We start from the raw sequence: 11,772 nt of genomic DNA, 5'->3' as shown, positions 1-11,772 counted from the left end.
CATACAGGGAAAATGAAAGATGATTTTTTCATCCTAATCAAACATGGTAAGATAAGGGAAAAAGGAGCTGAGGGAAAAATGAAAAATGAAATTATTAAAAGATTTACTTCCTATGTAAAGGTGGATACGCAATCCAATGAGGAAAATCCCACATGTCCTTCTACAACCGGACAGCTAACTCTGGCAAATACATTGGTAGCGGAATTACAAGCAATCGGGATGACAGAAGTGACAATTGATAAAAATGGCTATGTTATGGCGACTTTGCCTGCCAATTCAGAAAAGAAAGTACCGACTATCGGATTTTTGGCTCATATTGATACAGCGACGGATTTTACTGGGAAAGATGTAAAACCGCAAATTGTTGAAAATTATGATGGTAGTGATCTTACTTTACATGAAAAATTGAATGTCATCCTATCACCTAATGATTTTCCTTCGCTTAACGACTATAAAGGGCATACCTTAATCACAACAGACGGAACAACCCTACTCGGCGCAGATAATAAGGCTGGCATTGCCGAAATTATGACAGCTATGGACTATTTAATTCATCATCCAGAAATCAAACATGGAAAAGTCCGCGTGGCCTTTACCCCCGATGAAGAAATCGGTAGAGGACCACATAAGTTTGATGTAGCTGCTTTCGATGCTCAATTTGCCTATACAGTAGATGGCGGTCCACTTGGTGAACTTGAATATGAAAGCTTTAATGCGGCATCAGCCAAGATCACTATCAAAGGGACGAATATACACCCTGGTACTGCCAAAGGGAAGATGATCAACTCGGCTAAGATTGCCATGGAGCTCCACAGCAAGCTCCCTCGAGAAGAAGCACCGGAATATACAGAAGGTTACGAAGGATTTTATCATCTCCTTTCATTTCACGGAGATGTTGAGGAAACCAAGCTTTCCTACATTATTCGAGATTTTGACCGCCAACAATTTAACAACCGTAAGAACTATATAGCGAAAGTCATAGAAGAATTAAGAGAAAAATATGGTCAAAATCAAATCCTTCTTGAATTGAATGATCAATACTACAACATGAAGGAAAAAATCGAGCCGGTCAAAGAAATCGTCGACATTGCCTATGAAGCAATGGAGAAACTCGGAATCAAACCAAAAATCTCACCAATCCGCGGTGGTACGGACGGTTCTCAACTATCGTATATGGGCCTACCAACACCAAATATTTTTACAGGCGGCGAGAATTTTCATGGCAAATACGAATTCATTTCCGTCGATAATATGATGAAGGCCACCAATGTGATTGTTGGAATTGTCTCTCTCTTTGAGGAAAAAGCAAATTAAAGATGTGGAGAGTTATTACAATAATAATTTCTAAATCACACTAAAAACCCAGACTCCTTAAAGTCTGGGTTTTTACATTCAAGAATTAAGAACGTGCCCAATGACGGTGCTGAGCAATCGCATCGATAAAGGCAGCAGTAGATTCACTATTTGTATCCGAAACGCTACCTTTTGGAAGATTTTCAAATTACATCATTATACATCGCCTTCAGCAAGCCAAGGGAAGAATCCATTCAGAAACCTTTCCGTTGCTGGCATAAAATAAGAGCCATAATGGTAATCAGGGTCAAGAGTCATAACTACCCAAGTACCTTTTGTACTGACCTTATCAATATAAAGAACGGCTCCACCATCCTCAGTAGAAACAAGGATATCTGAACCTTTAGGCGGCCAATATACGCCATGCTGATGCCAAGTCGAATCAGCAAGTGTTAGATAGCGGCTGAATAAATCATGGTCAGGCTTTTGGAGGACTAAACCGCTTTTGGGATCCTTTTCAAGCCACCACCAAAAATTCGTTTCCCTGAACTCCCAATTATGGCCTGGAATCCATTCATTCAGCTGTGGACCAAAGGACACAATGATCCCACCCCTATTAGCGAATTCATATATTTTATCCATGGACTTCATGAGAAGGCCCATATGTAGTTGGGAAGGAAGGAGCAGGACATCAAATTCATCAATTGACGTTTCAACTAGATCAGGAAGATAAATTAGTGTATCAATATTTTTACGATATTTCGGCTCGGTATATGTCCGATGGTGCTGTGAACTACCACCGTCAATTACTGCAATTTTCCTCATTTCACTTCACTCTTCTCTTGAAGTATTTGGTATTCATTCCGTACCCACTGCATGAGTTGGAAGCTAATACGGACTGTTGTTTTTTTCACATTCATCGAACCAAATAAATCGTTTCCTGAATGAACAAGAATTGTTCCTTTTGTGCTGTGCCTATCAATATATGTGATTGGTTCTCCACCAGGCAACGTCAACAAAACCTCAGATCTATCAGGAATTGGATGATGACCTCTTGCAAAAAAGCCTGAAACCCCTTTATTATAGGTCATATCATCCTCTTCCACCCCTTCAAAAATCGGGTGGGGTTGGTGGACTGATACAACATAGTCTTGAAAACTGTGTATCGTTTTAGGGATAAAGTTCGAGCCCCCTGGTAGCCAATCCATAAATATGTTGCCACAAAAAACGATGACTTTTTTATCATTTAAAAATTCATGAATTAACTCTTTATGTTTATATAAAAATTTCTGATCTATCAAACCCTGGATAACCAGGCATTTAAAAGGTTTTAAATCAATATCTGGTAGTTCGTAAGTATCAATAAATGTAAAATCCTCCTGATACTTAGGGTCGTTCACCCTTGCTTTTCCAAAATAGCTTCCTGTATCAAGCATCAGAAAGTCGTTTTTTTTCTCATTCATTTTTTTCCTCCTCAACAATGCATCTATCAAACTTTGCTTAAAACAGATGTTGGCGATATCTTCATAGCTTCCTTTTACATCCTTAATTATCAGAATCACCTTTGTGTAATCTCAAACTACCAAAGTTGATAATGATTATCAATATCGATTATTCTGCTTTTTTATGATAATCCTTAGTTTCATTGCCGCCATATTCCTTTTGTAATATTTATGAATGGCACTATTCATTTTCTTAATACAAAGGTTAGATATACAAATAAAAAAAATCCTCTCGATGAGGATCTTAAACGAATTGAAGGAAATGTTGCTTTAACTTATTACAAAAATCCTGTTCATAATCTGTAAGCTGAGTATTCTTACGGATTACTAATCCGTTTTTCCGCTTAATTGATAGCCCTGATACCGGCCTTGAAACTAACTCTCCTTTACTTAATTCCTCCGCAAAAGCAAAGCTGGGTAGAAAGGCAATCCCATGTCCAGCTTTTACAGCCTTTTTGATTAATTCAAAGTTGCTCATTTGTAAATACCTCACCTTAACTTGTCGACTACGTAAATGACTCTTGATATATTGCTGTAAGTAATGACTCTTTGGCAAGAGGACGGTTTGGTTATGTAAATCACGGCAGTAAAGTGTTTTTCTTGTATCCCATAAATAATCGTTTGGGAAAATCAGGGATAGTTCATCCTCGAATAAAACTGACGTGTCATAGTGGTCCATTAAATAGTAGTCTTCAGGATAGATTGGCATGATTGCAAAATTGGTCAAGTTATCTTGAAGGCTTCTTTTTAAATCATCGTAACAAAAACTATTGATTTCAATGCACTTCTTTCGTGAAATCTCCTTGTATTGATGGAGAAGATCCGCAAAGAAGTAATCCGCAATATAATTGCTGACGAATACCGAGAGTGTCTGTTCAAAGTAGTCTACTTTTTTTATCGTTACTGAAGCCTCATCCACAAGACTCAGAATCTGTTTTGCATAAGTCAAGAGAACTTCCCCTTGCTTCGTTAACTCTACTTTCCTACCAGTACGATGAAAAAGCCTTGAATCAAAGTCTTGTTCTAAGTGATTGATATGATGACTAATAGTAGGTTGTGAGCAATAAAGTCGGCGGGCAGCCTCTGTGAAAGAGCGACACTCGGCAAGTACGATAAACGTCTCCATTTTCTCCAGTGTATTCATGTGTTTTTTCCCCCTCAAGACCGTCCTTTTATGAAAATGATAATCATTATCATTTATATATTATCAGGACATGCTTATCCTGTCCATGTCAAAAATGCATCTATGCTTTCTCTTTCATATGCTGTTCCTTAAAATTCAGCTTAAAGGAATATTTCTATGTAGTTTCCTTTATACTCCTGCCGCTATGAGCCTTTGTATAATGAAAAGATGTTAAACATCCCTTAATTGAAGTTACTTTTCTAGCATGTGATTGCCCTATCTACCGCTATATAACGTAGTAAAAATTTCTCATAAATAATCAATAACAAAAATAAAGAAGCGGCAAAGACCAATCATTCATCTTTACCGCTTCTTTATTTATCATTCTCTTTTAGTTCTTAAAGGCCTCTGAAACCTTTAAAAGCTTACCTTTGACTTTCGTATTTTTCATCACTTTCAAAACTAGAGGTCCCTTTTCATTCAATATTTCCACATAGGAAACATTGTCCTGAATGGTGATAATTCCAATATCTTCGGCTTTAACACCATCAATCTTCGCAATTGTACCCACGAAATCAACGGCCCTGATTTTCTTTTTCTTACCGCCATTAAAATATAGCTTCATGATTTGCTTATTCAATTGTTCACTTTTATCTTTTTTTATTTTGGGACGAGCCTCTAGTTTCGCTTCAAAATCATTCATCTTATTCGAGACATCTTCTTCTGATGGAGGCGAGATTTTAGGGATGTCAAATCCGATATAGCTTTGAATCTCTTTAAGGAACTTATCTTCGTACGGTGTCACGAAAGTAATAGCTTTCCCTTTTTTACCGGCTCGACCTGTTCTTCCAGTTCGATGTACATAGCTTTCTTTTTCTAGTGGAAGATCATAATTAATAACATGAGTAATATTATCAATGTCAATTCCCCTTGCAGCTACATCTGTAGCAACTAAATAGCGGAATTCACCTCTTCTGTACTCGTTCATCACAGCAAGACGATCTTCTTGAAGCATACCTCCATGAATCATATCGCAAGGATAATCTAAATCCATTAACTTTTCACATACTTCGTCAACCCGATCTTTCGTCCGACAAAAAATGATGCAGCTATCAGGATTCTCAGTGATTGTAACGTCTTTAAGCAAGGAAAACTTATCATCTTCCTTCACTTCGATTAGGGCATGTTCAATCTTTTCAGTCGTTATACCCGTTGCCTTAATCTCAATATCTAAAGGATCGTTCATATATTTTTGACAAAGTTTCTTTATACTCTCTGGTAAAGTAGCAGAAAACAACATGGTAACTCGGTTTTTTGGAAGCTCTTTAATAATGGCTTCCACTTGTTCGATGAACCCCATATTTAACATTTCATCCGCTTCATCAATAACCAAATGTGTTAATCGCTCCAAAACAAACGTACCTTTTTCAATATGATCGAGTACTCGTCCTGGCGTTCCTACAACTACATGACTTTTTTGTTTAAGTTCTGCTTTTTGTAGAGCAAATGGAGATTTTCCATAAACCGCTGTTGCTTTAATTCGTTTAAATCTACCTATATTCGTAATATCCTCTTTCACCTGTACAGCAAGCTCTCGCGTAGGTGTTAAAATAAGTGCCTGCGGCTTATTCTCCTGCCAATCAACCATATCGCAGATCGGTATGCCAAATGCAGCTGTCTTACCACTCCCTGTTTGCGACTTCACGACAAGATCCTTTCTTTTCAATGCAACAGGAATCACTTCACGTTGAACTTCCGTTGGTTGCTGATAACCCAGACTCTCCAATGCCCTTACAATTTCATCACTTAATGTATAATCAGTAAAACTTAATTCAGTCATATAATAGCCTCTTTTGTTGTTTAGTATCTTACTTTATTGTTTCCACAATCGTTATTTCCTTATACTGATTTCTATTATACGCGATATGAAGTGATAAACCTCGTAATAACCAAACTACTAGATGCTTTTTTCATGTAATCTATTCTTCGATTTTTAAAAGACATGTCTTTAAAAAATAATAAAATGAAGCTCCTTTACCTATTTTTTAGTGAAAGGTTGCCTTCCGAAAAATTTATTTCTTTCAACCTTCTTAACCTTTGCTTTGATTAATCAAAATAGATTATATTCCTGCTAATATGCTAAAATATGTATGATACAAGAGAGTTAAAAAAAGGGAAAAACCATTAAATTCTATCTAAAAGGAGCGTTGATTTATGATAATCGTAACGAATAGAATTAGAGTTAAAAAAGGGATGGGTGCAGTTATGGCCCCAGGATTTACCGCACCAGGTCCACTTGATACAACAGAAGGCTTCGTAAAAGTAGAAGTATTATTAACACAAAACTTAACAGATCATGATGAACTAAACGTAAATATGTACTGGGAAAACCTTGATAACTTTACTGCTTGGAGAAATAGTGATGCGTTTAAAGCTGCACATAAACGACCTGAACCTAGTTCCGATGAAGCAAAAAAAGAATCACCTATTCTAGGCAGTGAACTTACTACTTATGAAGTTGCCTCAGTAAAAGAAATAGCTAAATAAGGAACTTCAATAAGAGTTTTGAACGAAGTTCGACCTTCACGAAGTATATTTCGACCTTCTGAGTGATTTTTCGACCGTCGCGAAGTATATTTCGACCTTCTTGGAGATTTTTCGACCTTCACGAAGTATATTTCGACCTTCTGGAAGATTTTTCGACCGTCGCGAGGTATATTTCGACCTTCTGAGTGATTTTTCGACCGTCGTTACAATTAAATCGACCTTCCAGTATTTAATAAATCAGAAAAAACAGTATGTGTTCAATAACATACTGTTTTTTCTGTTGGATTTTGGCTTTTATTCATCAAATTCTTATTGAACTTCAGCCTTTTTAATTTGTTTACTTCTTAACTGTCCGCAGGCCGCATCAATATCCGTTCCATGTTCTTGGCGGATTTTACAATTTACGCCTCTCTTTTTCAACGTATCATAAAACGAGAGAACTGACTCTTTCTCACTTCTTTGATATTGACTATGTTCATCTACAGGATTATATGGAATTAAGTTAACATAAAGCCGATGTTTTTTGTCATCAAGAAGATTGGCAAGTTGCTCGGCTTCTTCTTTATGATCATTTACATCTTTCAATAGGATATACTCAATAGTAATTCTTCTGTTTGTTTTTTCTAAATAATAATCAAGCGATTTCATTAATTTTTCTATTGGAATACCTCGGTTTATTTTCATTATCCGGGTTCTAAGTTCATTATTCGGTGCATGCAATGATATTGCCAGGTTTACCTGTAATTGAGTATCTGTGAATTCATAAATCTTGTTGGCAAGTCCACTCGTCGATACAGTGATACGCCTTGCAGCGATAGCAAGCCCTTTATGGTCCATAATTACCTTTAAAAAGTCTATCATATTTTCAAAGTTGTCAAACGGCTCGCCAATTCCCATTACAACTACATGACTAACAATGTCTTCTTGTTCCAATTTATCAAGATGCAGTTGAACGTTCATAATCTGTTCTACAATTTCCCCACTAGATAAATCACGACTTTTGGCTAATAGACCACTTGCACAGAAACTGCAACCAATATTACATCCTACCTGTGTGGTGACACAAACCGAAATCCCGTATTTATGCCTCATCATAACCGTTTCGATGAGGTTTCCATCCTGTAATTTAAACAAGAACTTAATCGTTCCATCCGCTGACTCTTGCTTAACATGCTCAGTTAACGTTTGGATGAAAAAGTTATCTTTCAGTAATTGAATGCACTCTTTATTTACATCTGTCATTTCAGAGAAATCTGTTACACGCTTCCTATAAAGCCACTCCCAGACTTGTGAAGCTCTAAACTTTTTATGACCATGTTCCAAAAGCCACGCTGTCAATTGATCGAATGTTAAACCATAAATGGACTCTTTATTCATACGTTACCCTCTTTTCATAACATTAAAATTTAATTCTACAACTCAAAAAACCTTATAAGCAATTCCTCTGAATTGGCAAATTTATTTATGATACGGTTCATTTCTATTTATTCTAAACGCTCGATATATTTGCTCCAACAGAACCAACTTCATTAGCTGATGCGGAAAGGTCATTTTAGAAAAGGAAAGTGCATAATCACTTCTTGAAATCACCTCTGAGCTAAGCCCCAGAGAACCACCAATAATAAAAGCAATTTTGCTTTTTCCATAAGTAGCTAGCTGGTCAATATGAGATGCTAGCTGCTCAGAGGTGAGCTGTTTGCCATTGATTTCAAGTGTAATAACGTAGGTGTCTTGGCTGATTTTAGCTAAGATTCGCTCACCTTCCTTTTGTTTTACAATGTCCATATCTGCTTCACTAAGGTTCTCCGGGGCTTTTTCATCTGGTACTTCAATAAGTTCTATATTAGCATAGGCACTTAAACGTTTTGTATATTCAGCAATTCCTTGCTTTAAGTATTTTTCTTTTAGCTTGCCAACAGTAATAATCGTTATTTTCATATATATCCTCTGACTTTCATTATGTTTTAGTATCATTTGTTGGATTTGCCTACCTATTATCATACCTTAGAGGGACCTATAAGCAAAACAAGCATATCCTTTCCAGTTTTGGATAAGTCCATTACATTTATAACCACTATAAATAATGATTCAACTATCATCTTTATATTAAAAAGCCGCTTCCTCCTTAAAAAAGTGGCAACGGCTTCCTTCATTCATAAGTGAATAATGTACATTTGTTTCTTTTCTAGAATAACTCAAGAGTAATGTAACCAAAAGTAGAACCAACAAAAAATGAAAATAAAAAATCACACCTATTGAACTAGAACGCCTTAATATAACAGTAATCTAGTCATCATTATTCCAATATGACTATTATTGACGCTTTATATAATTTTGTCMCTGATAAACTATGAAATTCMTTCATAATATAATCCCATTAAATTTTGATATGAATTTTATCGACAAATTTTGTATGAAACTAAGGGTACCTAGATAGGCAGAGCTGATTATTTTAATAAGAATTCGCTTCCCTAACTTTATTTTGCAGCCTTACTACTCTTTTTTTGTTCTAATGACCTTTTATCTCATATAATGCACCAACGGCTTAAATGTACGGCAATTCCATGCTCTAGTTTCTACTTTATAAAATGTTAAGAACATGTTAAGAACAGGTTACAAACATGTTATCCACAAAAGTTATCCACATATCCACATTTTCTATCCACATCTTGTATGAGAATATTAGTTCCCTACTAGATATATTGCCACGTTTCGACAATATTCACAGGTTGTTGATAACTGTTTTTCTTCAGAAATGAATGTTAAAACAGGGTAGGTTTCACACTCATATACTACTTCATCCAACGCCATATCCACGTGTTCCTGACAGCAATATAATTCCATCATACATCCTCCTCTTCTTTATTCATTTTTACTAATAATGCTGTACCTATTTATCCACACTTTGATTGGTATCTTTATCTTTTAGCAAATATCCACAAGTAATCGTATCAAAAAACAAGAAAATCGCAAGCAAAATAAAAGACAGGAAGTAGTCGCTCCCTGTCCTTTTTTTCTTTAGATTTCGCTGCTTGAAAGCGTGACTTCCGTGGTTTCTTTCTTTCCATCACGGTAATAGGTAATTTTAACCTTGTCACCGATTTTCTTATCATTGTAAAGATACTTTCTTAATTCTACTACGTCATGGATTTCTTCATTATCCATTCCAACGATGACGTCAAATTCTGCTAGACCTGCTTTATCAGCTGGAGAGTTACTTTGAACACCTGTTATTGCAACGCCCGCAGTAACTTTCTTTGGCAACTTTAATGTATTCTGCTGATGGTATTGAGAAATTTCTTCTACAGATGCTAAATTCACACCTAAGAAAGCACGTTTAACTTCACCATATTCCTCGATATCATTAATAATTGGAATAACTGAATCAATCGGAATAGAAAGCCCGATTCCTTCCACTGCATTCTCTGCAATCTTCATGGAATTGATTCCGATGACCTGCCCGGACATATTAACAAGTGCCCCTCCACTGTTCCCTGGATTAATCGCCGCATCGGTTTGAATAACCTCTGCATTCCAATCCACCTGTCCGTCTTCATTGATATCCACTTCAATTGTACGTTCCAAACCGGAAATGATCCCTTGTGTAATGGATCCAGAGAATTGAAGACCTAGCGGGTTACCAATGGCAATGACAGGCTCTCCAGGTTTCAATTTTCCAGATTTCCCGAACTCGGCAATGGTCTTAATTTTATCTCCATCTACTACAATGACGGCAAGGTCTGTCCATGGGTCGCTACCTTGTAGTTCAGCTGGTAATTTAGTTCCATCACTTAACGTGACTTCCAATTCATTTGCGCCTTCAATGACGTGATTGTTTGTAACAATATAGGCTTTACCGCCATCTTTCTTATAAACGACACCAGAACCAGTACCCGCTTCAGCAGAACTGCTCTCGTTTCTTCCCTGCTGGCCCCAGAAGGTCGTTTCCTGAATATTTGTGATGCCGACTACCGCATCGCTAGCCTTATCAACAGCATTAGTAACGGCACTTGTTACATCTACAGACAGTCTTTGCTGCGTCTGCTTCATCGATTCATTACCTGTTGAATTCTCCGTTGTATTTTCGCTGCTTTCGTTAATCAACAGTCCACTTCCCGGAAAAGCTAATAAAATAAGTAATGCCCCAATGATGGCGCCTCCTAAGCCTGAAAGAAAATAGCTCGTATGGCTCCTCTTTCTCTTTTTGTTTTGGTTCTCATCATTCTGATCATTATAACTCAAGACAGCTCCACCCTCTCATTTTAGGAATGAATTATAGCAATTACTATTGTTTGGTATCCTCCCTTAATTATACTCATTTAACCGAATTTTTCTAAAAAAATGTACGCCCTTATTTAAGGGTAAACTTAAAATTGAATAATATGTAGCAACTTTTCTATTTTCCTATACAGTTCTAACCAAACGATACCCCTTTTAATCCGGTTTGTAACTTATATATTTTATAAATAAAAAGGAATGAACAAGGTTTCCCTCATCCATTCCTTTTATTTATAAAGTAACAAGCTCTGTCGGTTTTTTCGGATCCGTATCATACAGAGAAAAATGTTCACCGACGATGATTCCTTTTGTCTTTAAAGTTTGTTCTACTGACATTCTTGCTAGGTCCTTCATATTGTTATCAAGACTCAAGTGGGCCAGGTAAATCCGCTTTGTCTTATCTCCGGCCACTTCACTCATTGCAAGAGCAGCGTCTTCATTACAAACATGTCCAACATCACTTAAAATTCTGCGTTTAATACTCCACGGATATTTTCCCATCCTCAACATAGATACATCATGATTACTTTCAAATACATAGGCATCAGCATTCGAGATAATACCTTTCATCCGATCACTTACGTATCCTGTATCAGTAATAACCACAAGCTTCTTATCTTCATGATGAAACACGTAAAACATCGGTTCTGCAGCATCATGCGATACACCAAAGGATTCTATATTAAGACTGCCGAACGTTTTGACTTGTTCCATTTCAAATGTGAATTTTTGTTCGACAGAAATTTCACCGATTGAACGCTCCATGGCACTCCATGTCTTTGCATTCGCGTATATCGGGAGTTTATGTTTTCTAGCAACCACGCCAAGACCTTTAATATGGTCGCTGTGTTCATGGGTAACAAGGATTCCGGATAGCTTCGACATATCACGGCCTATATCCTGAAACAACGCTTCTAAGGCTTTACCGCTTAAACCGGCATCGACAAGAAAAGATTGATCCTCCGTTTCCACGAAAAAGGCATTTCCTGTACTCCCGCTTGCGAGAACACTAAAATGCATAGTCATCTA

The 11,772-nt window shown here is 36.8% G+C and carries 11 protein-coding genes; 2 read left to right on the top strand and 9 right to left on the bottom strand.

The features are described 5' to 3' along the window. Nucleotides 1–78: 78 nt before the first annotated feature. Nucleotides 79–1,314, top strand: a complete 1,236-nt coding sequence (gene pepT / locus AC1DUW_RS02390) for a peptidase T (protein WP_053348845.1) — start codon at nucleotides 79–81, stop codon at nucleotides 1,312–1,314. A gap of 195 nt (nucleotides 1,315–1,509) precedes the next feature. Here the strand turns inward: pepT and AC1DUW_RS02385 are convergent, their stop codons facing one another. From AC1DUW_RS02385 to AC1DUW_RS02370, 4 genes are all read right to left on the bottom strand, one after another. Then, complete coding sequence (locus AC1DUW_RS02385; protein ID WP_053348341.1) at nucleotides 1,510–2,118, bottom strand: hypothetical protein; 609 nt, start codon at nucleotides 2,116–2,118, stop codon at nucleotides 1,510–1,512. After that, the gene (locus tag AC1DUW_RS02380; RefSeq protein WP_053348340.1) at nucleotides 2,115–2,756 is read right to left on the bottom strand and encodes a hypothetical protein; all 642 of its coding nucleotides are present in this window, start codon (nucleotides 2,754–2,756) and stop codon (nucleotides 2,115–2,117) included. The genes AC1DUW_RS02385 and AC1DUW_RS02380 overlap by 4 nt, the downstream gene beginning before the upstream one ends. A 283-nt stretch (nucleotides 2,757–3,039) precedes the next feature. After that, complete coding sequence (locus AC1DUW_RS02375; protein ID WP_477641932.1) at nucleotides 3,040–3,939, bottom strand: LysR family transcriptional regulator; 900 nt, start codon at nucleotides 3,937–3,939, stop codon at nucleotides 3,040–3,042. Nucleotides 3,940–4,309: 370 nt separating this feature from the next. Then, complete coding sequence (locus AC1DUW_RS02370) at nucleotides 4,310–5,758, bottom strand: DEAD/DEAH box helicase (RefSeq protein WP_053348338.1); 1,449 nt, start codon at nucleotides 5,756–5,758, stop codon at nucleotides 4,310–4,312. A 374-nt stretch (nucleotides 5,759–6,132) separates the two neighbouring features. Here AC1DUW_RS02370 and AC1DUW_RS02365 point away from each other — a divergent pair, with 374 nt between their 5' ends. Then, nucleotides 6,133–6,465, top strand: coding sequence for a heme oxygenase (locus AC1DUW_RS02365; RefSeq protein ID WP_053348337.1), 333 nt, complete (start codon nucleotides 6,133–6,135; stop codon nucleotides 6,463–6,465). Between the two features lie 309 nt (nucleotides 6,466–6,774). On the opposite strand, the gene rlmN is transcribed toward AC1DUW_RS02365, so the two are convergent. The 5 genes from rlmN to AC1DUW_RS02340 form a co-directional block, all read right to left on the bottom strand. After that, complete coding sequence (gene rlmN, locus AC1DUW_RS02360; protein WP_056522010.1) at nucleotides 6,775–7,842, bottom strand: dual-specificity RNA methyltransferase RlmN; 1,068 nt, start codon at nucleotides 7,840–7,842, stop codon at nucleotides 6,775–6,777. A gap of 81 nt (nucleotides 7,843–7,923) precedes the next feature. After that, nucleotides 7,924–8,403, bottom strand: a complete 480-nt coding sequence (rlmH, locus tag AC1DUW_RS02355) for a 23S rRNA (pseudouridine(1915)-N(3))-methyltransferase RlmH (RefSeq protein ID WP_252429944.1) — start codon at nucleotides 8,401–8,403, stop codon at nucleotides 7,924–7,926. 744 nt (nucleotides 8,404–9,147) lie between these two features. Next, complete coding sequence (locus AC1DUW_RS02350) at nucleotides 9,148–9,312, bottom strand: CxxH/CxxC protein (RefSeq protein WP_376182820.1); 165 nt, start codon at nucleotides 9,310–9,312, stop codon at nucleotides 9,148–9,150. A 171-nt stretch (nucleotides 9,313–9,483) separates the two neighbouring features. Continuing rightward, the gene (locus tag AC1DUW_RS02345) at nucleotides 9,484–10,707 is read right to left on the bottom strand and encodes a S1C family serine protease (protein ID WP_477641931.1); all 1,224 of its coding nucleotides are present in this window, start codon (nucleotides 10,705–10,707) and stop codon (nucleotides 9,484–9,486) included. A gap of 267 nt (nucleotides 10,708–10,974) precedes the next feature. Further along, nucleotides 10,975–11,769 (bottom strand): MBL fold metallo-hydrolase, encoded by a 795-nt coding sequence (locus AC1DUW_RS02340; RefSeq protein WP_477641930.1) that lies wholly within the window; start codon nucleotides 11,767–11,769, stop codon nucleotides 10,975–10,977. Between the last annotated feature and the right edge of the window lie 3 nt (nucleotides 11,770–11,772).

The sequence above is a fragment of the Peribacillus sp. P4_C12 genome (assembly GCF_056402095.1).
This window is presented reverse-complemented; position numbering and strand designations above follow the sequence as displayed.

Coding starts and splice junctions, on each gene's coding strand:
- AC1DUW_RS02350 (WP_376182820.1), bottom strand. CDS start 9,312: ATGATGGAATTATATTGCTGTCAGGAACACGTGGATATGGCGTTGGAT.
- AC1DUW_RS02375 (WP_477641932.1), bottom strand. CDS start 3,939: ATGAATACACTGGAGAAAATGGAGACGTTTATCGTACTTGCCGAGTGT.
- pepT (WP_053348845.1), top strand. CDS start 79: ATGAAAAATGAAATTATTAAAAGATTTACTTCCTATGTAAAGGTGGAT.
- AC1DUW_RS02385 (WP_053348341.1), bottom strand. CDS start 2,118: ATGAGGAAAATTGCAGTAATTGACGGTGGTAGTTCACAGCACCATCGG.
- AC1DUW_RS02380 (WP_053348340.1), bottom strand. CDS start 2,756: ATGAATGAGAAAAAAAACGACTTTCTGATGCTTGATACAGGAAGCTAT.
- rlmH (WP_252429944.1), bottom strand. CDS start 8,403: ATGAAAATAACGATTATTACTGTTGGCAAGCTAAAAGAAAAATACTTA.
- AC1DUW_RS02340 (WP_477641930.1), bottom strand. CDS start 11,769: ATGACTATGCATTTTAGTGTTCTCGCAAGCGGGAGTACAGGAAATGCC.
- AC1DUW_RS02365 (WP_053348337.1), top strand. CDS start 6,133: ATGATAATCGTAACGAATAGAATTAGAGTTAAAAAAGGGATGGGTGCA.
- AC1DUW_RS02370 (WP_053348338.1), bottom strand. CDS start 5,758: ATGACTGAATTAAGTTTTACTGATTATACATTAAGTGATGAAATTGTA.
- rlmN (WP_056522010.1), bottom strand. CDS start 7,842: ATGAATAAAGAGTCCATTTATGGTTTAACATTCGATCAATTGACAGCG.